Origin of the sequence: Halosegnis marinus, from assembly GCF_029338355.1 — an archaeon.
Classification (GTDB): domain Archaea; phylum Halobacteriota; class Halobacteria; order Halobacteriales; family Haloarculaceae; genus Halosegnis; species Halosegnis marinus.
In genome coordinates, this window is record NZ_CP119802.1 from 1752456 (window position 1) to 1775769 (window position 23314).

The window sequence follows — 23314 nt, forward strand, 5'->3', positions numbered from 1 at the left end:
GGGACTCCTATTCGATGCGGGCCGGTGGGGTAGCTTGGTATCCTTCGAGGATCGGGTCCTCGGTACCTCGGTTCAAATCCGGGCCGGCCCATTTCTGACGACTCCGCCCCACGAGCGTGCCGAGCGACGGCGAGGCCGCGAGCGAACGCGCGGCGTCGAACGGACCGGTCCGTTTCCGTTCTCACGCCGCTCAGCGGCGCTTGCGCTCCTCGACGTACGCCGCCAGCCCGAACAGATTGACGAGCGGCATCGCGGCGACGTGGACCCACACCGGGTCGAGGTTCCGCCGACGCACGTCGACGAGTATCCACGCGGGCACGGCGAGTTCGACGAGGACGAACCCGAGCACGAGCGCCCGAACCGTGCGGGAGTAGCCGGCGAGGAAGCCGCCCGACCCGGCGACGCTCGCGGCGAGCAGGAGGGCCAGCCAGCCGAGGAGGACTATCTCGCCGACCGTGGCCCACCACAGGTATCGCTCGGCGGGCGCGTTCGCGTCCATACCGGGGGGACGGCCCCCTCCGTGATAACGGCGACTCCCTCCCCCGAACCAAACCATATACCGCTCGGGCGACTTCTCCCCCTATGGCAGACGTAGCGGTGGTCGGCGGCGGTCCCGCCGGCCTCTCAGCGGCGTTGTTCACACAGAAGAACGGCCTCGACACCGTCGTCTTCGACACCGACGGGACGTGGATGCACAAGGCGCACCTGTTCAACTACCCGGGCATCGGCTCGCAGGACGGGACGGCGTTCCTCGAAACCCTCCGCGAGCAGGTCGACAGCTTCGGCGTCGACCGCCGGCAGGGCGCGGCGGTCACGTCGGTCGAGGAGACGGACGACGGCTTCTCGGTCGCGACCGACGACGACAGCCTCGACGCCGAGTTCGTCGTGCTCGCGACGGGCGCGAACCGTGACCTCGCGGAGTCGCTCGGCTGTGCGTTCGACGGCGACCTCGTCGAGGCCGACCTGACGATGGAGACGAGCGTCGAGAACGCCTACGCGACCGGCGCGATGGTCCGGGCCGAGGAGTGGCAGGCCGTCATCTCCGCCGGCGACGGTGCGGCCGCCGCGCTCAACATCCTCACGAAGGTGAAGGGCGACCACTACCACGACTTCGACGTGCCCGACACCGCCGCACAGGTGTTCGGCGACCTCGCGGACGAGGACGCGGGCGCGGAGTAGCTCGCTTTCCCGGCCGGACCGTGTCGGCGGCCCGGCCAGCATACCTATGCCCCCGCGTGCCGTGGGTATCGGTGACGATGCGACCCCTTCTCCACCCCCCTGCCCTCCCTCCCGAGCGGTCCGTCGCGGCCGCGACCGGCGGGTCGGTGTCCGGGTGACGACGGACGGGGGCGACGACCTGTCGGCGCTCGGGCCGTTCCGCGACGCCGCGGACCGCCGGGTCGAACTCCGTCCCTGTGCCGGCCCCGACGACCGCGCGCCGCTCGCCGCGCTGTACGGCTGTTTCGACGCGGCATCGCGGGCGGGCGGCGTCCCCCCGGCGGCCCCGCCCGCGCTCGACCGGTGGCTCGACGTCGTCCTCCGGTTCCCCTCGGTCGTCGCGTGGCACGGCACGGACGCCGTCGGGCAGGTCTTCCTCGCGCCGGACGGCGACGGCCACGAGCTCTCGGTGTTCATCGACCCGGCGTACCACCACGCGGGCGTCGGGGGTCGGCTCGTGGACGCGGCCCTCGCGCTCGCCGCGGCGCGCGGCGGCGGCCGGGTCGGCGTCCTGACGCGCGGGGATAACCGCCCGATGCTCGCGCTGGCGCTGGCCCACGGCTTCGTCGTCACCGGCACCGCCGACGGACAGGTGGAACTCGCCCGCGACGTGCCGGCGGCGGAGTAGCGGTCCCGCCCCCGCGCCCCGAGGGCACGACGGTGCGGCACAGTTATGCACGCTCCGCCGCCATCGTGGGCCATGTCAGCAGCCGCGGACGTCCTCGTCCTCGGCGGCGAGGAGTGGGTCGGCGACGCGGTGACCGAGCGCCTCGCGGCCACCGACCTCGCCGTCGAGTGCGCGGAGGGACTCGACGCCGAGCAGTCGGCCGACTGCGTCGTGGTCGGCCACACCCCGGACACCGTCGACTCGGCCCTGGACCTCTGTGCGGACCTCGTCGAGTACGACCCGACGCTCCCGGTCGTCCTCCTCGGCGAGTCCGCGGACGGGGGGTTCGCCGGCCGCGCCGCCGACGCGGGCGCGGCCGACTGGTTCGCCCGCGACGACCCGCGCCTCGACGTGCTCGCCTCGCGGCTCTCCGACGCCGTCGAGGGACGACGCGCGGCCCGCTCCGACGCCCCCGACCGCCCGACCGAGAGCGCCATGCTCGACGCCGTCGGCGGCGGGCCGTACGCCGTCCTCGTCACCGACCCGACCGAGACGATCCACTACGCCGGCGGCGGCGTCGAGGAACTGCTCGGCTACGCGCCCGAGGAACTGGTGGGCGAGCGCGTCGACACCATCGTCCCGGAGGCGTTCGCGGACGACCACCACGAGGCGATGTCGCGGTACCTCGCGGGCGGCTCGCGCCACCTCGACTGGAACGGCGTCGGGCTCGTCGTCCAGCACCGCGACGGGAGCACCGTCCCCGTCGAGGTGATGCTCGGCGACGTCGAGGCCGACGAGGGCCACCTGCTCGCGGCCGTCATCCGCGAACGGACGGGCTCCACGGACGCGAACGAGCGGTTCCGCAAACACCGCGCCTTCTCGGCGTCCGTCTTCGAGAACGTCGACGACGGCGTGCTCGTCGCCGACCGCGACGGCGCCGTCCTCGACGCGAACCCGGCCGCGAGCGACACCCTCGGCTACGACTACACCGACCTCGCGGGGAGGGCGGTGTCCGACCTGCTCGCGGACGACGGCGCGGAGCTGTCGCCGCCGTTCGAGCCGGGCGGCCAGGTGACGACGACGATGCGGACGGCCGACGGCGAGGAGATCGTCGTCGAGGCGTCGCTGACCGACATCGAGTACGACGGCGAGGACGCGGTCCTGATAACCGGCCGCGACGTGACCGAGCGGGTCGCCCGCGAGGCGGAACTCGAACGCCAGAACGAGCGGCTGGAGGAGTTCGTCTCCATCGTGAGCCACGACCTTCGCAACCCCCTCAACGCCGCGTCGATGAACGCCGACCTCGTCGCCGAGGGTCACGACCGTATCGACGTGGTTCGGGAGGCGCTCGACGACATGGCGACGCTCATCGACGACCTGCTCGAACTCGCGCGCAGCGGGCGCGTCATCGAGGACCCGAGCCCGTTCTCCCTCGCCGCCGTCGCCGGGAACGCGTGGGACACCATCGAGACGGACGCGCCCGTGACCGTCGAGACCGACGGCGACGCCGAGTTCCGCGGCGACGCCGGCCGCGTCGAGCAGGCGCTCGGCAACCTCTTCCGCAACAGCATCGAACACGGCTACGACGGCGAGAGCGAGCTGACGGTCCGGGTCGGCGCGCTCGACGACGAGTCGGGCTTCTACGTCGAGGACGACGGCGTCGGCATCCCCGAGGACGAGCGCGGGGCGGTGTTCGACTACGGCGTCACCACCGAGGAGGGCGGCACGGGGTACGGGCTCGCCATCGTCTCCGACATCGTCGAAGCCCACGAGTGGACGGTGACGGCGACGGCGAGCGACGCCGGCGGCGCGCGCTTCGAGGTGCGGACGGAGTCCACGCCCGGGACCGAGTGAAAGGGGTATGCCCCTCCGGGCCCTCGCTCGGGCATGACGGGACTCGACTTCGACATCGCCGACGCCGACGCCGTCGCCGCCGACCGCGACGCCGTCGTGGCGGCGGTTCGCGAGCACGCCGGCCGGATGGCCTACGCGCTCGCCAAACTGGAGGGCGGCGACTACGGCTCGCGGGAGTTCGACACCGACGACGGCGAGTGGACGCTGAAGTACGAGGCGGGCGACCTCCAGTACCTCCGGTTCTCGCCGCGCTCGGGCCGGGAGACGTACGTCGTCTCGACGAAACAGCCGCCCGAACCCGCCGCGCTCGCCGAGGCGATGGGCGACTACGCGGCGTTCGTCGACGCGTTCAACGACCACGTCCGCTCGCTCGACGGCGTCCTCGACGACGTGTCCACCGACTTCCCGGACGCGGTCTCGACCGAGGACGTGGTCGCGGAGCGCGACCGCATCGTCGGGCGCATCCGCGACCTCTGTGGCCGGATGGCGGGCGAACTGTACCGGTACGAGATGGACGACTACGGCACCTTCGCCGTCCGCGTGGACGGGACGCGCTGGGAGCTCAAACGCGAGGAGTCGCAGGTGTCCTACCTCCGGGTCGGCGGCTCCGGCGGCACCTACCTGCTCTCGCAGTACGGCCCGCCGTCGGCCCCCGACGTGCGCGAGTTCGCGCCCGACTTCCCGGGCTTCGTCGCCGCGTACAACGACCACGTCGCGGAGCTGGAACTCGACCTCGAACGCATCGACCTCTAGGTCCGAACCCAGACCGGGCCGAGCCACGCCGCGCCGCCGGGGACGCGCGCGTCCGGACGGGCGGCCTGCCGGACGCGCAGGTAGTAGCAGTCGGCCTCGCCGCCGCGCTCGGCGTCGTAGTCCGGGCCGCTCACGGGCGCGTCGTCGGTGACCGTCCCCGACACGGAGAACGCGTCGAGCGGCGCATCGGGGTCGCTCGTCCCGCGCTCGACGTGCCACGGCTCCGTGTTCTTCACCACGGTCACCGCTTCGAGGGGGGCCGTACCGTGGACCTCGTAGGCTATCTCGCGCTCCGCGGTCGGCGCGCCGACGGTCACCTCGCTGCCGGCCTCGCCGACGCGCGTCCCGTTCACCGAGAGGTCGGCGAGGATGCGGTCGGGCTGGGTCGTCGCGTACACCGCCCGCGACCGGAGCGCGTCGAACACGCCGGCGCGGGTCCGGTCGGGAGCGCGAAAGGCCGTCAGCCCGCCCGGGTACGACCGCTCGTTCCACACCCGCCAGATGTGGCCCCAGCCGATACCGTCGCGGTACCACTCGGCGAGCGAGGGGAGGTGCGGCTTCGCGTGGAGCAGCGAGTGGCCCGGGTACGGCCCGTGGTAGTCGGAGCCGCCGAGCAGGCCGACGCGGTAGCCGAGCGCGAGCGCGTCCTGTGCGTAGTGACCCGCGTCCCCTATCTCACCCTGCCCCATCGCCAGCGGCCGGCGGTTCCCGTCGCTCGCGGGCCGCTCGCTCGACCCCCACTGGGAGTACACCTCGACGAGCGGCGCGAGGTCGTCGTCGTACTCCGTCGCGGCGAAGTCAAACGGGTACATCGCCTCCGCGGGGTGGTGGGGTATCGTCACCACGTCGCCGGTGTCGTCGCGCTCGCGCCACGCGCGCAACCGCTCCCACAGTCCCTCGTAGGTGCGCGAGCCGTCGGCCCGCGAATCGACGAGCGTCCCGTCGGCCGAGTCGAAGTAGACGTTGACGTGGCCGCCGTTGTTCGGCTGTTTCGTCCACTCGTAGCCGAACAGCGTGACGAACGCGCCCGGCTCGTTGAACGCCTCGGTCGCCCGCCGCATCTCCCCGAAGTAGCGGCGGTGCATCCGCCGGCGCTGGAGCGACGGCGGGACGAAGAACCCCATCGTGTCGTGGTCGGTGTACGCACAGACGTCGAGCGCCATCACCTCGCGCGCGAAGCGGAAGCCGGTCGCCATCGAGCCCGCGCCGTCGGAGTACTGCGAGTGGAGGTGGATGTCGCCCCACAGCGTCCGCGTCGCCGGCTCGTCGGCGTGGACGCGAACCGGGTTCGACACGTACCGTTCGCCGCCGTGCTCGAACACGAGGTACCGGACGCCGGGGGTGGCGAACGTCGCCTCGATGCGCGTGATTCCCTGCTCGGGGTCGCCGGGGCCGACCGGCGGCCCGTCGCCGTCGAACGTCACGCGGTCGGGGACGGTCGCGTCGGGGTCGGTCGCCGAGACGGCGAGCGCGCCGTCGAACGGGTGGAACCGCTCGTACTCGTCCCACGCCTGGACGACGACCTCGACGGGCTCGCCGGCGACGGCGTCGGAGGGGGCGACCGGGTGGACGCGGTCGAACGACCCCGAGCGCGAGGCCCACAGCCCGCGCAGGGAGGGCCGAGAGGTCGCGAACACGCGCAGCGACTCCAGGGGACCGGGCATACCGGTGGGAGGCCGTCGAGGGTGATAAGCGTCCGCACCCTTTTGTCGCCGCGCGCGACGGGGACGGTATGGACATCGGCTCGGAGCTGAAAGGGGGATTCCTCGCCGGACTGCTGTTGGTCGCACCGCTCGCCGTCACGGCCGTCGTGCTCCAGTTCGTGCTGGCGCGGCTGGCGGTCGTGCTGGACCCGGTCGTCAGGGAGACGCGGCTCACGGCGCTCACCGGGAACGTCGAGGTGGCCGCCCAACTGGTCGCCCTGCTGCTCGTCGCGCTGTTCGTCACCGCGCTCGGCCTGCTGGCCCAGCGGACGCGCGCCCGCGTCGTCTTCGAGTGGTTCGACCGCTTCGTCGGCCTCGTCCCGCTCGTCTCCGTCGTGTACACCGGCGTCCGGCAGGTGTCGAACACGTTGGTCTCGCGGGACACCCGCTACCGGAGCGCCGTCATCGTCGAGTACCCGCGCCCGGAGGTGTACTCGCTCGGCTTCCTCACCGGGGACGCGCCCGAGGCGGCCGCGGACCTCGCGGGCGGGGAGGCGTACACGGTCGTCGTCCCGCACTCGCCGAACCCGACGGCGGGCCACCTCGTCTTCGTCCCCGCCGACCGCGTCCACGAGACGGACCTCTCCGTGCGCGACGCGCTCCGGATGGTCGTCACGACCGGCATCGCGGAGTCGGAGTCCGAGATGGCCGCGTACCGCGACTCCGTGGACGAGGGCGACCTCCCCTCGCTCGACTGAGCCGCGACCGGCGGGCCTTTGCCGCCGCCGAACGGAGCGCGGCCATGGACGGCCCCGACGACCCCCTCGCGTGGGAGACGCTCGCCTCCGAGACGGACTACTCGTGTCCCGGCTTCGACGTGCGCCGCGACGACGTGCGCCTGCCGGACGGCACCGAGACCGACTACCACTCGGTCGCGGAGCCGGACGCCGTGGTCGTGCTCCCGTTCACCGAGGACGGCGACGTGGTCGTCGTCGAGGAGTGGCGACAGGCCGTCGGCCGCGTCAATCTGGGCCTCCCCGCCGGCGGCGTCGAACCGGACGACGACGACCTCGCGGCCGCCGCCCGCCGCGAACTCGCGGAGGAGACGGGCTACGAGGCCGCCGCGGTCGAGCAGGTCACGAGCGTCGAACCCGCGAACGGCCTGCTCGACGCGACCCACCACCACTTCGTCGCGCACGGCTGTACCCCGACGGCGGAGCGCGACCTCGACGGCAACGAGTCCATCCGGACGGCGACCCGCACCTTCGGCGACCTCCGCGACCGGGCGCTCGCCGGCGACCTGCGCGACGGCCGCGCGGCGCTCGGCGTGTTGCGGCACGCGCTCGCGGCGGAGTGAAACCGACTCCGACGCCGCTTTACTCGCCCGCCGCCACGCCCGACCATGCGACAGTTCGTCGTCGTCGGCCACGACGTCCCCACGACCGAGGGGTTCCCCCTCGACGACCTCCCCTCGGCGGCGGGACGCCTCGACGTGCTCTGCCGGTGTGTCAACAGCGCGCTGTTCCTCTCGCACGGTATCCGCGACGCACGGGTCCACCTCGTGCTCGCCGACGAGTACACCGTGACGTTCGACGGGGCCACGGCCCGGAACCTCAACCCCGACGAGCGCTCGACGGCCGCCCGCATCCGGAACGCGCTCGCCGAGCGCGAGAACGCCATCGGCCACATGCCCGCGGAGCCGTCGCCGGGCGTCGAACTCCGGCGGCTGGGGTTCGAGGCGACGCTCGACCGCCTCGACGGCACGCTCGTCGAACTCCACGAGGAGGGGACGCCGCTCCCCGAGCAGGACCCGCCGACGGACCCGGTGTTCGTCCTCTCGGACCACAACGACTTCACGGGGGAAGAGGCCGACCTGCTCGCCGCGCGGTCGGACGCCCGGGTCCGGGTCGGTCCCGAACTGCTCCACGCCGACCACACCATAACGGTGGCGCACAACTGGCTCGACACCGACGGCTACGCGTCGTACTGAGCGACAGCTAGTAGCCCGCCGGCGGCGTGTACGGGTGCATGAAGCTCCCTCCACTCGTCGGGGCGCTCGCCGCCGGGGTCGTCGCCTTCGCCGTCGTCGCCCTCGGCGTGACGGCCGCGCTCGACCCGTACGTGTGGCCCTCGGCGGTCGTCGGGCTGCCGGCGGGGCTCGTCGCCGGCGCGCTCGCGGCCGTCCTCGTCCGGCACCTGCTCGCGGACGGGTCGGCGGGCTGAGGTCACCCTTCCACCGCGCCGAACGCCGCGCCGACGAGGGTACACGCGAGCACGTCGGCGGGGGGTACGTCCACGCCGCCCGCTTCGACCCGCGGACGGAAGAGAACGGATGGCTTACCGGGTCAGCGGCGCGCCGAACGACTTCTCGCGGTCGAGGACGGCCGCCCACGTCGCCTCGCAGTCGCAGGACACCTGCTCGAACACCGAGGGGTCCTGTCGCAGGTCGAAGTCCTTGATGGCCGTCTGGACGCGGTCGTCGCAGTCCCCGCAGTTGTGCGGCCCGCGGTCGGAGCCGTGGCCCACGGGGTCGGAGACGACGATGGCGTCCGCGTCCGCGGTCGCTTCGAGCACCTCGCAGACCGACCAGAGCCACGGCGGGCGGTAGCCGCCCGCGTCGTGGAGCTGTTCGACCATCGTGTACCGCTGGACGTTGGTCGGGTTCATCGAGACGGTGTGACAGCCGTCAACGTCGGCACACCGGCGGACGCTCGCCTCCATGTCCGCGACGGCCTCCGACTCCGTGAGGAAGGGCGGCTTCATCAGCAGGTAGGCCTTTACGCCCGCACCGGCCGCCCGCGCCTCCGCGCAGGCGGCCTCGAAGTCGGCGAAGTCGAAGTACTTGTTCACGCAGTCGTGGCGCACGCGGTCCGTGGCGGTTTCGAGCCCGACGGCCACGTCCGTTTCGAGGCCCTGCTCGGTGAAGTCGGCCAGCTTCTCCCGGTCCACGAAGTCGGGGAGCGACTCGACGACGATGCGCTCGCGGTCCGCGAACGTCTCGCCGACGGCCGCGCGCGTCTCCGCGGGCACCTCGCGCTCGTCGAGGAACGACCCGGAGGTGTATATCTTGATGAGCTGTGCGGGCTCCTCCGCGTTCTCGGCCTCGTGGTCCAGACAGTGGCGCACCTGCGTCATCAGGTTGTCGTGGCCGACGCTGCCGCCCTCGACGGACTCCGCGACGTAGCCGCACATCGTACAGCCGCCGGCGCGCGCCCACCGACAGCCGCCCGTGTTGAGGATGATGGTGAGCGACTGCTTCACGCCGTCCGGGGTGTTGTCCTCGTCGAGCCACACCCGCGTCGGCTCCGTCGGGTCGTACGTCCGGTCGTTGCGCCCGCGTATCTCGCGCATCACCGCGTTGTGGGCGTCCATCCCGCGGCCCGTCTCGTAGAGCTCGGGACTCGGCTGACTCATTGCCCCGGCTTGCCGGCGCGCCCGGAAAGCGGTGTCGTTCGTTCCGTCGCGACCCCCGACCGTCACAACGGAGGGGCGTGTAGCCCCGGCTATGACACCCGACACCGAGGACGCGACGACAGTCGAAGTCACCGTCGAACGCCGGCTCGACGCCGGAGCCGACCGCGTGTGGGAGGCGCTCGCGGACATCGAGGTGACGGAGGCGACGCTGCCGGGGTGTGACGACCTCGACTTCGGCGTCGACCGCGACTACGTGGAGGCGGGCGACCGGGGCACCGCGACCATCTCCGTCGGCGTCGGCCCCGTCTCGCCGTCGTTCGACACGGACGTGGCCGTCGTCCGGCGCGACTACCCGGAGATGACGGTCACCGCGGAGGGGGAGGCCGCGGGGTCGTCGTTCGCCACGACCGCGGACCTCTCGGTCGCCGAGGCGGACGAGCGGACGGACGTGACGTGGCACGCCACGGCCACGGTGTCGGGCCGCGTCGAGGCGTTCGCGGGCGCGCTCCGCCCGCTGGTCGAGTCCGTCGCCGAGCGGTTCTTCGAGCGCCTGGACGAGCGATTCACCGCGGCCTGACGCCCAGCCACGGGAGCGTGCCGACGACCGCGCCGACGGCGTTGGCCGCCGCGTCCGCGAGGTCCGCGGTCCGCGCCGCGAGCGGTGCCTGTATCCCCTCGATAGCGAGCCCGTAGGCAGCGACGAGCGCGACGACGGCGAGCGCCCGGCGGGCGTCGAGGCCCTCCCGGTCGAACGCGGCGTACGCGGCCGCGGCCCCGAGGAGCGCGTAGCCAGCCGCATGGAGCCACTTGTCCGTCGGAACGCCGAGGAGCGTTCCCGTCGCCCCGTCGCCCGGCGGCGTGACCACGGAGGCGACGAGCACGGCGAGGGCCGCACACGCGACGAGCGCGTACCGGGCCCGCGGCGGGGCGAGCGGGACGCGAGGGCGGTCCATGCGACCCGTGGTTCCGTCGGCGACAAAACCGCATCGAAGCGCCCGGATACGGACTCGCGGTACCCCGTAACTGTTGGCGGTTACGCTCCCGTGGCAAGACCTACCGCGTCACAGTCCTAATATAAGCTGTACCATTAACCATGACTGATCTTGGAGGGTTCCACGACCACGTCGCCCGCGTCGATCTGACGTCCGGGGACGTGGCGTACGAGGGTGTGGCACAGGAGGACGCGGAGAAGTACATCGGGGCGCGCGGCCTCGGCGTGAAGTACGTGTTCGAGCAGGGGCCGGACGTGGACCCGATGGGGCCGGAGAACCTCCTCGCGTTCATGAACGGCCCGCTCACGGGCACGCAGGTGACGATGTCCGGACGGCTCGCCGTCTGCACGAAGTCGCCGCTGACGAACACCGTCACGGACAGCCACATGGGCGGCTGGTCCGCGGCGCGGCTCAAGTGGGCGGGCTTCGACGGCCTGCTCTTCGAGGGGAAGGCGGACTCGCCCGTCTACGCCGTCGTCGAGGACGGCGAGGTCGAACTCCACGACGCCTCCGACCTCTGGGGCAAGGGCGTCCACGACACGATGGACGCGCTGGAGGAGCGCCACGAGGGCGCGTACGGCAAGAACATGTCGACGATGGCCATCGGCGACGCCGCGGAGAACGGCGTCAAGTACGCCTGCATCATCAACGAGGACGACCGCGCCGCGGGCCGCGGCGGCACGGGCACGGTCATGGGGTCGAAGAACCTCAAGGCCGTGGTCGTCAAGTCCACGACGAAGATGCAGAAACCCGCGGACCCGGAGACGTTCCGCGAGGGCCACAAGCAGGCGATGGAGGTCATCACGGAGTCCGAGGTCACCGCCCCGAACGAGGGCGGCCTCTCGCTGTACGGGACGAACGTCCTGATGAACGCGACCGAGGAGATGTCCGGCCTGCCGGCCCGCAACGCGAAGTACACCTCCACGGGCGACGCGCGCGACGACGGCTGGGGCGGCGACGACTTCGACTCCGAGAAGGTGTCCGGCGAGAACGTCCGCGAGAACATCCTCGTGGACGAGCCGACCTGTCACTCCTGCCCGGTCGCCTGTAAGAAGGAGGTCGAGGTGTCGGTGATGCACAAGGGCGAGGAGATGAACGTCCGCACCGAGTCGTACGAGTACGAGTCCGCGTGGGCGCTCGGCCCGAACTCCGGCCACACGGAGCGCGACGAGATCGCCGTCATGCTCCAGAAGTGCAACGACCACGGCATCGACACCATCGAGGCGGGCAACACGCTCGCGATGGCCATGGAGATGACCGAGGAGGGCAAGCTCGACGACCTCGGCGAGGGCATCGACTGGGGCGACGCCCACGAGATGATCGACATGCTGACGCGCATCGCGGAGCGCGACGGCGAACTCGCCACCCACCTCGGCGAGGGCCCCAACCACATGGCCGAGGAGTTCGACGCCCACGACAACTCGCTGGCCGTCAAGGGCCAGTCCATCGCGGCGTACGACCCCCGCTGTATGAAGGGGATGGGCATCGCCTTCGCGACCTCGAACCGCGGCGCGTGCCACCTGCGCGCGTACACCCCGGCCGCCGAGATTCTCGGCATCCCGGAGAAGGTCGACCCCTACGCGTGGGAGGGCAAGGGCGAACTCACCGCCCTCTTCCACGACATGCACGCCGTCTCGGACTCGTTCGACATCTGCAAGTTCAACGCCTTCGCGGAGGGCGTCGAGGAGTACGTGCTCCAGTACAACGGCATGACGGGCCGTGACGTCTCCGAGGAGGAGCTGATGGAGGCGGGCGAGCGCATCTACAACCTCGAACGCTACTACAACAACCTCGTCGGCTTCGACGGGAGCGACGACACGCTCCCGGCCCGCTTCCTCGACGGCGAGGGCGGCGTCGCCGGCCAGGGCGCGAGCGAGGGCCAGTTCGTCGAACTCGACGAGATGAAGGCCGAGTACTACGGCGTCCGCGGCTGGGTGGACGGCGTCGTCCCCGACGAGAAGCTCGACGACCTCGGCATCGACATCGGTCCCGGTACCGGCGTCTCCAGCGGCGACTCGGCGGCCCCGGCGGACGACTGACCACGGTCCGGTTCCCTTCTTTCGCGTCGCGCTCGACCCCGTAGCGGCCGTGCCGGGTCGCTTTTCATCCCGACCCGTGTAGCCGGCGGCGTGCAAACCCTCGAACTCGCCGTCCGCCTGCTGGCCGGCGTGGCCCTCATCCTCGCCAACGGCTTCTTCGTCGCCATCGAGTTCGCGCTCACGCGGGCGCGGCAGTTCTCCGAGTCCCAGTTCGTCGGCGGCAACCCCAAGCTCGAACGCGCCTGGGAGATGACGAACGACCTCGAGCTGTACCTGACGACGTGCCAGGTCGGGATTACGGCCTCCTCCATCGCGGTCGGTATCGTCGCCGAGCCGGCGCTGGCGGCCCTCTTCGAGCCGCTGTTCGTCGGCACGACCCTCGCCTCCGTCGGCGCGGGCGCGGTCATCGCCTTCCTCATCATCAACCTCGTCCACCTGACGCACGGCGAGCAGACGCCGACCTACCTCGGCGTCGAGCGCTCCCGGTTCGTCTGCCGCTACGGCGCGACCCCGCTCTACTGGTTCCAGCGGCTCATCTCGCCGCTCATCACGCTGGGCGACGGCGTGGCGAAGTGGACACTGAAGCTGTTCGGCATCGAGATGACCGGCGCGTGGCTCGAAACCGAGGAGGATGTCATCGAGTCGCGCGCGGACCTCCGGACGCGGCTCTCCAGCGTGCTCGACCGCGGCGACCTCTCCCAGGAGCGGGTCGCCGAGGTGTTGAGCGCGCTCACGGCGGGCGAGACGCCCGTCTCCTCGGTGATGGTCCCGGCCGAGGACATCGCCTACCTCCGTGTCGGGGAGACGGAGAGGAACCTCGAAACGCTCTCCGAGCGGACGTTCACGCGCTACCCCCTCGTGGGCGACGCGCCCGAGGACTTCCGCGGCGTCGTCTACGTCCCCTCCATCGTCGAACACCTCGACGAACTGCGCTCGGGCGACCGCACCTTCGAGGACCTCGCGACGGAACAGATGGTCGTCTCGCCGGAGACGAGCGTCAGCGACGCGGTCGACCAGTTCCAGACCCAACACCAGGAGCTCGCGCTCGTGATGGGCGACGGCGAGGTGGTCGGCCTGCTCACGGCGACGGACGCGCTCGAGTCCGTGATGGGCGAGATAGAGGACCCCTACGACGTGGCGGGCGACTCGGACCCCGCCGCCGCCTGAACGCTCTTTGTCCCCGGGGTCGTCGCTCCGGTATGAACACCGCCGAGGAGTGGGCCGAGGCGCAGGGGTTCGAGACGGGCGTGGCGGAGACGTCCGAGGTGTCGCTCCACTACGTCGCGGCCGGCCCCGAGACCGCCCCGATGGTCGTCCTCCTGCACGGCTTCCCGGAGTTCTGGTACACGTGGCGCAAGCAGCTCGCGCCGCTGGCCGAGGAGTTCCGCGTCGTCGCGCCGGACCTCCGCGGCTACAACCGCTCCGACCGGCCCCGGGGGGTCGAGGCGTACGGTCTCTCGCGGCTCCGAAACGACGTGTACGAGCTCATCCAGTCGTTCGGCCGCGGGAGCGCCCACCTCGTCGGCCACGACTGGGGCGGGTCGCTCGCGCTCTCCTTCGCCCGGCACCACCCGGCCCACGTCGACCGGCTGGTCGTCGCCAACACGCTCGACCCCGAGCGCCTCGGCGCACAGATACGGGGGACACAGCTCCTCCGGTCGTGGTACACCGGGCTGTTCCAGCTCCCGCGCGTGCCGGAGGCCGCGCTCTCGGCCGACGACTTCCGGGCGCTGCGCGCGCTGTTCGACGCGACGGCCACGGAGGACGCCTACACCGACGCGGACCTCGACCGCTACCGGGTCGCGTGGGAGCGCGAGGGGGCGCTCCGTGCCGGCGTCAACTACTACCGGGCGCTCGGGCGCTCGACGCTCCGTGACGCCCTCTCGCTGCGCGGCCCCGAGCGCATCTACGTCCCGACGCGCGTGCTGTGGGGACAGGACGACGAGGCCCTGCGGCCCGCCGTCGCCGACGCGCTCTGTGACGGCATCGACGACCCCGACCTGAAGCGGTACGACGACGCCACCCACTGGCTCCACGCCGAGCGCCCGGAACGCTTCGTCGAGGACGTGCGGGCGTTCCTCGCGTAGGTGTCAGTGCGGTTCCGCGATGCCCTGCATCCAGACGATACCGATGTGAACCGCGATGACCGTCGTGGTGACGAACGGGAAGACGAACACGTGGAGGATGTACATCCGCTGCAGCGTCGCCCCGCTGAGCGAGAAGCCGCCGAACAGTAGCTGCGCTATCCACTCGCCCGCCACCGGCACCGACAGGAACAGTTCGACGCCGATCTGGCCGGCCCAGAAGGCGAGCTGGTCCCACGGAAGCAGGTAGCCCGAGTAGCCGAACAGCAACACGAGCGAGATGAGGACGATGCCGATGATCCAGTTGAGTTCGCGCGGTTCCTTGTACGCGCCGGTGAAGTAGACGCGCAGCATGTGGAGGAACACGGCCGCGACCATCACCTGGGCGGACCAGCGGTGGAGGCTCCGGAGGAAGAAGCCGAACCGGAGCTCCGTCATGACGAACGTCACCGAGTTGTACGCGGCAGAGGGGTCGCCCGTCGTGGCCGGCGAGTAGTAGAAGCCGAGCAGCGCGCCCGACACCGCCGCGACGACGTACGCGATGACGGAGAAGGAGCCCAGCGCGTAGAGGGGGTACCAGTACCAGAACTTGTTGTCGAGGTCGTACTGTTCGGTGTGGCTCTTCGGCATCTGCATGTTGACCTTGTAGTAGAGCCCCTCCAGCAGTTCGAGGTAATCCACCACCCGGAGCCGCCTGTCGAGCCACAGCAGGGCGGTCAGGTAGCCGCGCTCCAGCGGCGTGAGGTCGCGCTCCCGCATCCACCCCTTGTGGTCGTGCGGGTCCTTCCGTTCGAGGCTCATCGGCGCCCCCGTCGCCGCGCTCGTTCGTCCCGCGCGCTCCACCCCCGGCCGCGTCCGTTCGTCGTCGTCATCGTCACACCGTGTTAGAGATACACACGACGGGCGATAACGATGCTCCGTGAAAGGATTTCACCGGGTGACAGAACGCGCCGAACGCCCGCCTCGGGCCGTCTCGGGCGTTCTCGACGTTTTTTCCTGCAAAAAACGCCGGTAGTTTCTTGCCGGTACGTGTCGTCCGTCTAGCGAGTACGGTCGTCCGCCGACCGTGGAGCACGACGCATGTACACCCAGACGCCGCTCGACGACGTGGAGTTCCTCGCCCGGTCCGACCACCGGCTGGCGGTGTTGCGGACGCTGGGCGACGGCCCCCGGACGCGGCGCGACCTCCACGACCTGACGGGCGTCTCCCAGCCGACGCTGGGGCGCGTCCTCGGCGACTTCGAGGACCGCAACTGGGCCGAGCGTCGCGGCCGCGAGTACGCGCTCACCGCGCTCGGCGATATCGTCCGCGAGGAGTTCGAGGGGCTGCTCGACACCGTCGGGACGGTGCGCGCGCTCGGCGACGTCATCCCGCACCTCCCGACGGGGGAGATGGACTTCGACGTGCGCGAGTTCGCCGACGCCCGGGTGACGAAGCCGGAACCGGGCGACGCCTTCGCCCCGACCGACCGGCTGGGCGAACTCGTCTACGGGGCCGACCGCGTGCGCACCCTGACCGACACGCTCCCCCCGGGGACGGTCGCCGACCACGAGAACCGGGCCGCGGCGTTCGCCGAGAGCGACCGCTACGCGGAGGGAATCAACGCCGGGGACGTGCTCGACCGGGCGCTCTCGGACCCCGACACGCGGGCGTTTCTCCGCCCGGCGCTGGAGACGGGCCGGATACGGCTGTTCGCGTACGACGGCGAGATACCCCTCGTGCTCGCCGTCGCGGACGGGACGGCCCTGCTCGCGCCCACCGACGAGCGGGGGCTGCCGGTCGCGCTCATCGAGACGGAGAACGAGGCGGTCCGTTCGTGGGTCGTCGGCGTGCTCGACGACTACCGCGACCGCTCGACGGAGGTCACGCTCGACGACGTCCCCGCGGCGTAGTCACCGGCGGAACGCCGCGACCACGGCCTCCGGGTCCTCGATGTCGCCCGCGTCGAACGCCATCGCCGGCTTCCACCCCGCCCGCTCGATACGGAGCGCGCCGTCCGCGAGCGTCACCCCGCGAACGTCGTCGCGGTCCAGCACGGTGAGCGACTGGACGTTGCCGTACACGAGCGCCTCGTCCGTGAGGTGACACTCCCGGCGGTTCGACCCCTGTGCCGCGAGCGACACCGTCGCGCCGAGCGTTCCGACCAGCACCGGCGCGCGCCACGCGACGATACCCGCCGCCAGTGCGAGCGTGAGCGCGCCGCTCGCGGCGTAGTAGGCCCGACGGCGGCCCGGCGCGGGCCGCGCCTCCCACTCGGCGCGTATCGGCGCGTCGAGGTACGCCCGCGCGTCGGCGTTGCGGGCCATCAGTCGCACGACGCCGCCGACCATCGCCAGCGCGACGCCCGCGAACGCCGCGAGCAACCCCGCGCCCTCGGGCACGAGGTCCGCGAACAGCGCCGCGAGCGCCCCGACGCCCACGACCGCGCCGAGCACCGTCGGAAGAAAGGACGCGCCGCTCGCGTACAGTCGCCGGGGACCGAGCGGTCCGGGAAGCCCCCGGAGGCCGACGAGCGCGCCGACGAGCGCGAGCACGCCGATGCCGCCGAGCAGGACGGCGACGGCCCCCGTTCGCGTGTCGATACCGCGGACGGCGAGCGCGACCGCGCCGGCCCCGACGACCGCGACCGTGACGTAACAGGCGGCGACGAACCGATAGGTCGGGCCGGCGTCGGCCGAGGTGGCGGTGGCCGTGGAGGTGGAGGACATACGCGGCGGTTGTTCGCAGGTCGGCAAAAGGGTTCCCGCGTCAGCGACCGACCACGACGACCTCGCGCAGCTCCAGCGCGGACTCGAACTCGTCGCGGCGCCCCTCGCGGCGGCCGGCCTGCAGGAGGTGGGCGCGGTGGGCGCGCGCCGCGGCCTCGTGTTCCCGGCGGTTCCAGCCGAACTCGTCGCCGAGGCCGGCCCAGTGGCCCTGCTCGACGAAGAACGCCTCCGCCGCGTCGCCGTCGAGCGCGCGCTCGTAGCCGCGGCGGTACGCGTCGCGGCGGCCGGCGAGGGTCGCCTGCGCCTCGGCGAGCAGTTCCGGCAGGCGGCTCGGCCCCACGCTCGCCCGCGCCGCCGCCAGCACGAGCGCGTTCCCCTCGATGGGGTGGCTCATCCGCCCGCGCGCATCGCCTTCCGCGCGAAGTCCTCGATGAGGGGGTCGAGCACCGCCTCCGGCCCGACGAAGACGACCGTCACCTCCGTCAGCGTGATGGAGGCGACGGGGTTCACCTGCTCGGCGGAGAGTTCGGCGTGCCAGCCGTCCCCCTCGATGCGGTCGTCCGTCTCCCCCTCGCCGCCGAGGTTGCGGAGGTAGTGGGCCGCGAGCCGCTGGCTGATGCCGCGGAAGCGCCGCTCGCGTCTCATCCCCCGGCCACCGGCGGGAAGACGCTCACCGTGTCCTCGGCCCCGACGGGCGTCGCCGGCCCGTCGAGGTGGGCAACCTCGCGGCCGTTCTTCAGCACGCTCAGTTGCGGGCGTATCTCCCCCTCGTCGTCGAGCAGTTGCCCCGCGAGTTCCGGCCACTCCTCCTCGATGGCGCGCAACACCTCGCCCACCGTCTCGGCGTCGTAGTCGCGCTCCACGGTCTTCTGCCCCACGGCGGCGCGATACGTGGCGAAGAAGCGCAGTTCGGTCATTACCCCATCCTCGACCGGCACCGGATAAAGCCTGTCGGGGAGGCGGGCGCGGTGGGCTTTTGCCCCCGGCCCGCGGCTCCCGGACATGGACACCACGGTCAGCGTCCTCGACCGCGGGACGATGCGTATCGACCTGAACTACCCGATAGAGGGCGCGGTCACCGCCACCGACTCGGAGCCGAACCCCGACGCCGTCCGCGCCGACGGTCCCGTGTTCAACCTCGTCATCGACACGCCCGAACACACCCTCCTGTGGGACACCGGCTCGCACCCCGAGGCCGCCGAGGGCCACTGGTCGGCGGAGACGTACGACACGTTCACCCACGCCGACGCCGCGGCCCACCCGCTCCCGGACGCGCTCGCCGACGCCGGCTACGCGCTCGCAGACATCGACGCGGTCGTGCAGTCGCACCTCCACCTCGACCACGCCGGCGGCCTCCACAACTTCGCCGGGACGGACGTGCCCGTCTTCGTCCACGAGCGGGAACTGAAGGAGGCGTACTTCGCCGCCGCGACCGGGCGCGAGGGCGCCTACATCAGGGGCGACTTCGACCACGACCTCGCGTGGGAGCCGCTGTACGGCGACGGCGGCCTCCTCGTCTCGGGCGTCGAGTGGCTCCACCTCCCCGGTCACACCCCCGGCATGGTCGGTCTGCTCGTCGAGGACGGCGCGGCCGACGGCCGCGACCTGCTCGTCGTCGGCGACCTCGCCTACAGCTCGGTCAACTACGAGGAGGGCCACCCGATGGGCCGCGACCTGCTCGACTCCCGGCACGACTGGCGCGAGAGCCTGCGGCGCGCCCGCGACGTCGAGAAGCGCCGGGACGCGCTCGTCGTCTACGGCCACGACCCCGAACAGGTCGCCGCCCTCCCGGCCCTGCTCTGATTACTTCCCGCGGCCCATCCGGATGCCGTCGTCCACGATGCGGTGGTTCCGCTCGCGGTCCAGCCGTTCCCCGAGGTCGCCGTGCGCGTACAGTTGGTCGACGAGCGCGACGCAGAAGTTCCGCCACGCGATGGCGTGGATGGGCGACTGGCCCCACGCGCGGAGTTCGGGGACGAACTCGTCGTAGCGCTCGGCGCGCGACTCCAGGTGCTCGACCACGTCGAGGACGCCGCTCGCGGCCGCCGCGTCGTCCTCGGCGGCCGCGATGAGCCCGTTCACCCGGCGCTCGTACCCCTCCAGCGCGCGCTCCATGTCCTGCGGCGTGACGCTCTCCTCGGGCAGCGAGTCGAGGATTCCCCGCGGAATACCGAGATCTACCTCGTCCATGCGCCGAGATGGCACGGCGGCGACGAAAGGGTTCCGTCTACGCCGTCGCGCGGAGGCGGGCGACGGCCGCGCCCGCGACGACGGCGACGGCGATACTGACGGCGGCGAGCGTCGAATCCACGGCGAACGCCGCCGCCCGGACCGCCACCGGCGACGCGGCCGTCACCGAGTCCGGGGAGAACAGCGCCGCGACCAGCCGCCCGACGCCGTAGCCGACGTCCGCGACGACGACCGTCGCGACGACGACGAGCGGGAGGCGGTCGGTCAGGTCGAACGCCGCCGCGAACCGCGCCCCGACGGCGACGGGGAGCAGCGGCGACACGACGACGCCGAACGCCTCGACGGCGAGGAGGAACGCCGGGGCGACGCCGCGGTCGGAGACGAGGAACGGGAGGTACACCCCCACGCCGGTGTAGAGCCCGGCGAGGAGGGCGGCGACGCCGACGGCGGCGAACGCGAGGGCGGGCGAGCGGGAGGACACACGGGGGAGAGCGGGGCCCCGACCGTAGGTCTTCGGGCGGCTACTCGCGCTCCTCGCAGTGCCGCACTTCCACCGCGACGCCGCGCGTCGAGCCGGCCATCTCCGGGCCGGACATCTCCGCACGGCCGACGGCGAACGCCTTCGGTCCCTCGATGACGACCTCGTCGCCGACGCGGATGTCGTCGCTCGCGTCCACGACGCCCGGCGCGAGGACGCTTCCCTGCGGGACGAACGCGTCTATCTCGACGCGCTTCGTCGGGGCGTCGGACTCGACCCAGTGGCGCGCGCCTTCGAGCGTGAAGGAGAGGGTGCCGTACTGCGCGACGAGGGTGGCCAGCTGTTCGTCCTCGTGGTTGACGCGGAGTTTGGGGTAGCGCGACCCGGTCTGCACGTCCGCGAACAGGTCGTCGCCGGCCCCGTCGCCGACGAGGTAGTCCGCGACGGCCCGGACGGTGGCGAGTTCGCGCTCCCGCTTGGAGTAGGCGTCCACGCCGTCGAGCGTCGCGTCGAGGTTGGCGAGCGAGGCGTCGTCGGTCGGGTGCCCCTCGACGGTGTACGTGAACTCGACGCCCAGCGACTCCTCGACGCGCTCGCAGATGGGCCGGTAGTCGTCGGGGACGTGCGCGACGAGGTCGGTGTAGGCGTCGCGGTTGCGGTCGAGGTACCGTTCGAGGACGCGCGCCACGAAGTCGTACTCCCCCTCCGTCCAGTCGCCGGTCACGACCGAGTCGTAGTGCTGGGCCGGATAGGTGAGTTCGAGTTCGTTCGGCACGACCCCGATGGGCGAGGTCATCGACACCATGTGGCCCCGGTACGAGTTCGCCTGCGAGTAGCGGTAGTGGCTCTGCGACTCGCTGTACGGCTTGCGCGCCGAACAGGGGACCAGAACGAGGGGGCGGTCCGTCAGCCGCGGCCGGTAGCGCTCCGTCACGCGCTGTGCGAACCGCTGTATCTCCGCGCGCCGGAGCGTGTCCTCGCTGGCGGCGAGCAGTTCCGCCCGCCGCAGGGTCGGGGTGCGCTCCTCGACGTAGGCGTACTGCCGGTCGAGCCGCCGGAACAGCGCCGTCGTCCACGCCTCGTGGCGCGCCTGTCCCTCGACGTAGTCGCGCAGGCGGCCGTCGCGGATGCGCTGGCGGACGCGCGCGAGTTCGGCCTCCAGCGCGTTCACGTTGTGCTCCGCACAGTCCGTGTGGTCGAACTCGTCGCGGGGCGTCCGGCACGCCTCGCAGGCGCAGGGAAGTTCGTCGAGGTCCTCCAGGAAGTGCTCGCCGTCGCCCGCGAGGTAGAACCCCTGCGTCCCGCGGACGTAGGCGTAGTCCGAGTCGAACAGGTCCACGCCGGCGTACGCCATCGTGGCGACGTTCGCGGGGGTGGCCGCGCCCGCGACGTACAGCGCGCTGTCGGGCGGGGTGGCCGCCTTCGTCTCCAGCAGCGCGTCCACGAACCCCTCGGCGTAGCCGCGCAGGCCGGGGCCGCCCGACAGTACGTAGGCGTCGGCCCCGTAGTCGGCGGCCGTCTCGGGCGAGACGACGGCCGCGCTCGGGTAGTCGACGGGGTCGTACTCGACCTGGAACGCCTCCTTCACCTCGTCGGCGGTCCCGCTCGGGAACGCGCGGTGCGGGAGGACGGTCAGCACGGAGTCGTCGCCCTCGGGCACCGCGCGCTCCTCGCGCCACAGGCTGCCGGCGTCGCGGAGAACGTCGTCGACCAGCGCGGGCGTCCGGAGCGGCTCCGACAGGCGGAGCTCCGCCAGCCGCGCCGGCCCGTCGCGCGCGTGGACCTCGAAACGGTCGGTCATCGCCCGTCCTCCTCGGTCGCGGGGCTTCCGCCTTGTGACTCGGGGCCCTCCTCCTCGGTCAGGTCGATGGTGTCGAGGGCCGGCAGGCGAGCGAGCGCGCTCCCCGGCCAGTCGAAGTGCGCGACGGTGAACGCCGTCTCCGAGTTCGCCTCGACCAGCCGCGCGATACCGTCGGCGGCCGCCTCGTACGCCTCCCGCGAGAGCCGGTCGGGGACCTGTGCCGTCAGGGGGTAGGTGTTCGACAGCGAGCGCGGGAACGGGCCGAACGGGGGCTTCACGCGCCACGAGGCGTCGAACCGGCTGTTGTTCTCCCCCTCGGTCAGCAGCACCGCGCCGTCGGGGACGTCGAGGCGGTCAAGCCGCTCGTGGTGGCGACGCACTTCGGGCCGGCGCGCGCTCTCGGCGGAGGTGTGGAAGAAGGAGTCCTTCCGGACGGGGTCCGTCTCGTTCAGCTGGTCGGCGTGGTCGAGCAGCGCCCGGTAGCCGTCGGCCATCGCCGGGTGCGAGCGGGCGCGCTCCTCGACGAGTTCGAGCAGGTCCCCCCGCCTGATCGCCTGCTTCACGCGCCGGAGCTCCTCGTAGGTGACGTGGAGGTTGTGGCGGGCGAGCAGTTCCTCGCGCTCGGCGTCGCCGCGCTCCGCGACCTCGGCGGGCGTGTGCTCGGTACACACCGGACACGAGCAGGGGAAGTAGTCGAGGTCCGCGAGGTGTTCGGTGCCGCGGACGGTGAGGTAGCGGTCGTCGCGGGCGTACAGCGCGTACGCGGCCGAGTCGAACAGGTCACAGCCGGCCGCGACGGCGAGCGCGAACATCATCGGGTGGCCCGCGCCGAACAGGTGGACCGGCGCGTCCGCGCCGAGGCCGCGTTTCGACGCCGCGACCACGTCCACCATGTCGTCGTACCGGTAGTCGTTCAGTAGGGGGACGACCGCCCCGACGGGGAACACGTCGAGGTCGGTCGCGTCGGCGTGCCGGGCGGCCTGCTCGCGTAAGTCGAGGTGCGTCGAGCCCTGTATCGGTGCGTTGACGAGCATCTCGCCCACGTCCACCTCCTCGGCGGCGGCGAGCGCCGCCTCCGTCTCCGCGAGGTCGCGCTCGGCCTGCTCGCGCGAGACGTCCGGCGGGGTCGGGATATCGACGGGCGTGCCGATGTCGCTCCCGATGTCGTGCTGGAACCGGAGTATCTCCTCCGTGTCCACGTCTATCTCGCCGTACTCGGCCAGCTGGAAGGAGCCGGAGTCGGTCATGATGGCCCCGGAGAAGTCGTAGAGGTCGTGGAGCCCCTCCGAGAGCGCGCGCTCGCGGTAGTCGTCGGAGCCGTAGAGGATGTAGCCGTTCGTGATGAGTATCTCCGCGCCGAACTCCCGCTCCAGCTGGCGGGGCTCGACGGTCCGCAGGTGGGGATTGATGACGGGGAGCAGCGCCGGCGTCTCCACGGTGACGCCCGCGCGGGGGACGGTCAGCTCGCCGATGCGGCCGGCGGCGTCCCAGTCCCGCGTCTCGAAGTGGTCGCGCATGGGTGAACTGGAACC

27 protein-coding genes and 1 tRNA gene are annotated in these 23314 nt (G+C 72.0%); 15 read left to right on the top strand and 13 right to left on the bottom strand.

Annotated features, from left to right (window positions below; translation table 11 throughout):
- Positions 1-18: 18 nt before the first annotated feature.
- Positions 19-91 (top strand) — tRNA-Pro (locus P2T37_RS09740).
- Positions 92-190: 99 nt separating this feature from the next.
- Here the strand turns inward: P2T37_RS09740 and P2T37_RS09745 are convergent.
- The gene (locus tag P2T37_RS09745) at positions 191-499 is read right to left on the bottom strand and encodes a hypothetical protein (RefSeq protein ID WP_276233730.1); all 309 of its coding nucleotides are present in this window, start codon (positions 497-499) and stop codon (positions 191-193) included.
- Positions 500-582: 83 nt separating this feature from the next.
- On the opposite strand from P2T37_RS09745, the gene P2T37_RS09750 reads away from it, so the two are divergent.
- From P2T37_RS09750 to P2T37_RS09765, 4 genes are all read left to right on the top strand, one after another.
- A complete protein-coding gene (locus P2T37_RS09750; RefSeq protein WP_276233731.1) occupies positions 583-1179 on the top strand; it encodes an NAD(P)/FAD-dependent oxidoreductase in 597 nt (198 codons plus the stop codon).
- Positions 1180-1333: 154 nt separating this feature from the next.
- Positions 1334-1846, top strand: a complete 513-nt coding sequence (locus P2T37_RS09755) for a GNAT family N-acetyltransferase (RefSeq protein WP_276233732.1) — start codon at positions 1334-1336, stop codon at positions 1844-1846.
- 72 nt (positions 1847-1918) lie between these two features.
- Positions 1919-3679, top strand: a complete 1761-nt coding sequence (locus P2T37_RS09760) for a hybrid sensor histidine kinase/response regulator (protein WP_276233733.1) — start codon at positions 1919-1921, stop codon at positions 3677-3679.
- 33 nt (positions 3680-3712) lie between these two features.
- Positions 3713-4432 (top strand): profilin-fold protein, encoded by a 720-nt coding sequence (locus tag P2T37_RS09765; protein WP_276233734.1) that lies wholly within the window; start codon positions 3713-3715, stop codon positions 4430-4432.
- Here the strand turns inward: P2T37_RS09765 and P2T37_RS09770 are convergent.
- On the bottom strand, positions 4429-6096 hold the full coding sequence (locus P2T37_RS09770; RefSeq protein ID WP_276233735.1) for a DUF3604 domain-containing protein: 1668 nt from the start codon (positions 6094-6096) through the stop codon (positions 4429-4431). The genes P2T37_RS09765 and P2T37_RS09770 overlap by 4 nt on opposite strands.
- Before the next feature lie 68 nt (positions 6097-6164).
- Between P2T37_RS09770 and P2T37_RS09775 the strand changes: the two genes are divergently transcribed.
- Genes P2T37_RS09775 through P2T37_RS09790 form a run of 4 tightly spaced genes read left to right on the top strand, consistent with a single transcriptional unit; the run spans position 6165 to position 8298 of the window.
- Positions 6165-6833 (top strand): DUF502 domain-containing protein, encoded by a 669-nt coding sequence (locus P2T37_RS09775; RefSeq protein ID WP_276233736.1) that lies wholly within the window; start codon positions 6165-6167, stop codon positions 6831-6833.
- Between the two features lie 44 nt (positions 6834-6877).
- Positions 6878-7432 carry an NUDIX hydrolase gene (locus P2T37_RS09780; RefSeq protein ID WP_276233737.1) on the top strand — a complete coding sequence of 185 codons (555 nt, stop codon included), beginning with the start codon at positions 6878-6880 and terminating at the stop codon, positions 7430-7432.
- A 45-nt stretch (positions 7433-7477) separates the two neighbouring features.
- Positions 7478-8065: a tRNA (pseudouridine(54)-N(1))-methyltransferase TrmY gene (gene trmY, locus P2T37_RS09785; RefSeq protein ID WP_276233738.1), complete on the top strand. Its 588-nt coding sequence runs from the start codon at positions 7478-7480 to the stop codon at positions 8063-8065.
- 38 nt (positions 8066-8103) lie between these two features.
- Complete coding sequence (locus P2T37_RS09790; RefSeq protein WP_276233739.1) at positions 8104-8298, top strand: DUF8147 domain-containing protein; 195 nt, start codon at positions 8104-8106, stop codon at positions 8296-8298.
- A 114-nt stretch (positions 8299-8412) separates the two neighbouring features.
- Here the strand turns inward: P2T37_RS09790 and P2T37_RS09795 are convergent, their stop codons facing one another.
- Positions 8413-9489, bottom strand: coding sequence for an archaeosine biosynthesis radical SAM protein RaSEA (locus P2T37_RS09795; protein ID WP_276233740.1), 1077 nt, complete (start codon positions 9487-9489; stop codon positions 8413-8415).
- Positions 9490-9580: 91 nt separating this feature from the next.
- On the opposite strand from P2T37_RS09795, the gene P2T37_RS09800 reads away from it, so the two are divergent.
- Entirely contained in the window at positions 9581-10066 is a 486-nt protein-coding gene (locus P2T37_RS09800) for an SRPBCC family protein (protein WP_276233741.1), read from the top strand.
- Here the strand turns inward: P2T37_RS09800 and P2T37_RS09805 are convergent.
- On the bottom strand, positions 10053-10442 hold the full coding sequence (locus P2T37_RS09805) for a VanZ family protein (RefSeq protein WP_276233742.1): 390 nt from the start codon (positions 10440-10442) through the stop codon (positions 10053-10055). The genes P2T37_RS09800 and P2T37_RS09805 overlap by 14 nt on opposite strands.
- Before the next feature lie 140 nt (positions 10443-10582).
- Between P2T37_RS09805 and P2T37_RS09810 the strand changes: the two genes are divergently transcribed.
- From P2T37_RS09810 to P2T37_RS09820, 3 genes are all read left to right on the top strand, one after another.
- A complete protein-coding gene (locus P2T37_RS09810; RefSeq protein WP_276233743.1) occupies positions 10583-12520 on the top strand; it encodes an aldehyde ferredoxin oxidoreductase family protein in 1938 nt (645 codons plus the stop codon).
- Between the two features lie 90 nt (positions 12521-12610).
- Complete coding sequence (locus P2T37_RS09815; protein WP_276233744.1) at positions 12611-13687, top strand: CNNM domain-containing protein; 1077 nt, start codon at positions 12611-12613, stop codon at positions 13685-13687.
- A gap of 32 nt (positions 13688-13719) precedes the next feature.
- Entirely contained in the window at positions 13720-14607 is an 888-nt protein-coding gene (locus P2T37_RS09820; RefSeq protein WP_276233745.1) for an alpha/beta fold hydrolase, read from the top strand.
- 3 nt (positions 14608-14610) lie between these two features.
- Here P2T37_RS09820 and P2T37_RS09825 read toward each other — a convergent pair whose 3' ends face one another.
- The gene (locus P2T37_RS09825) at positions 14611-15405 is read right to left on the bottom strand and encodes a cytochrome b (RefSeq protein WP_276233746.1); all 795 of its coding nucleotides are present in this window, start codon (positions 15403-15405) and stop codon (positions 14611-14613) included.
- Positions 15406-15684: 279 nt separating this feature from the next.
- Here P2T37_RS09825 and P2T37_RS09830 point away from each other — a divergent pair, with 279 nt between their 5' ends.
- A complete protein-coding gene (locus tag P2T37_RS09830; RefSeq protein WP_276233747.1) occupies positions 15685-16497 on the top strand; it encodes a helix-turn-helix transcriptional regulator in 813 nt (270 codons plus the stop codon).
- On the opposite strand, the gene P2T37_RS09835 is transcribed toward P2T37_RS09830, so the two are convergent.
- The 4 genes from P2T37_RS09835 to P2T37_RS09850 are packed head-to-tail and all read right to left on the bottom strand — an operon-like array spanning position 16498 to position 18230.
- Positions 16498-17313 (bottom strand): hypothetical protein, encoded by an 816-nt coding sequence (locus P2T37_RS09835; RefSeq protein WP_276233748.1) that lies wholly within the window; start codon positions 17311-17313, stop codon positions 16498-16500.
- 40 nt (positions 17314-17353) lie between these two features.
- Entirely contained in the window at positions 17354-17707 is a 354-nt protein-coding gene (locus tag P2T37_RS09840) for a DUF8048 family protein (RefSeq protein ID WP_276233749.1), read from the bottom strand.
- Positions 17704-17958: a MoaD-like domain-containing protein gene (locus P2T37_RS09845; protein ID WP_276233750.1), complete on the bottom strand. Its 255-nt coding sequence runs from the start codon at positions 17956-17958 to the stop codon at positions 17704-17706. The genes P2T37_RS09840 and P2T37_RS09845 overlap by 4 nt, the downstream gene beginning before the upstream one ends.
- Entirely contained in the window at positions 17955-18230 is a 276-nt protein-coding gene (locus tag P2T37_RS09850; protein ID WP_276233751.1) for a ubiquitin-like small modifier protein 1, read from the bottom strand. The genes P2T37_RS09845 and P2T37_RS09850 overlap by 4 nt, the downstream gene beginning before the upstream one ends.
- A gap of 85 nt (positions 18231-18315) precedes the next feature.
- On the opposite strand from P2T37_RS09850, the gene P2T37_RS09855 reads away from it, so the two are divergent.
- Entirely contained in the window at positions 18316-19116 is an 801-nt protein-coding gene (locus tag P2T37_RS09855; RefSeq protein ID WP_276233752.1) for an N-acyl homoserine lactonase family protein, read from the top strand.
- Here P2T37_RS09855 and P2T37_RS09860 read toward each other — a convergent pair whose 3' ends face one another.
- From P2T37_RS09860 to tgtA, 4 genes are read right to left on the bottom strand one after another with little or no spacing between them, the layout of a single operon-like run.
- On the bottom strand, positions 19117-19503 hold the full coding sequence (locus tag P2T37_RS09860) for a DUF7971 family protein (RefSeq protein ID WP_276233753.1): 387 nt from the start codon (positions 19501-19503) through the stop codon (positions 19117-19119).
- A 37-nt stretch (positions 19504-19540) separates the two neighbouring features.
- The gene (locus P2T37_RS09865) at positions 19541-19984 is read right to left on the bottom strand and encodes a hypothetical protein (protein WP_276233754.1); all 444 of its coding nucleotides are present in this window, start codon (positions 19982-19984) and stop codon (positions 19541-19543) included.
- Positions 19985-20024: 40 nt separating this feature from the next.
- Positions 20025-21782: an archaeosine synthase subunit alpha gene (arcS, locus tag P2T37_RS09870; protein WP_276233755.1), complete on the bottom strand. Its 1758-nt coding sequence runs from the start codon at positions 21780-21782 to the stop codon at positions 20025-20027.
- Positions 21779-23299: a tRNA guanosine(15) transglycosylase TgtA gene (gene tgtA / locus P2T37_RS09875; RefSeq protein WP_276233756.1), complete on the bottom strand. Its 1521-nt coding sequence runs from the start codon at positions 23297-23299 to the stop codon at positions 21779-21781. Before tgtA ends, arcS begins: the two co-directional genes overlap by 4 nt.
- Between the last annotated feature and the right edge of the window lie 15 nt (positions 23300-23314).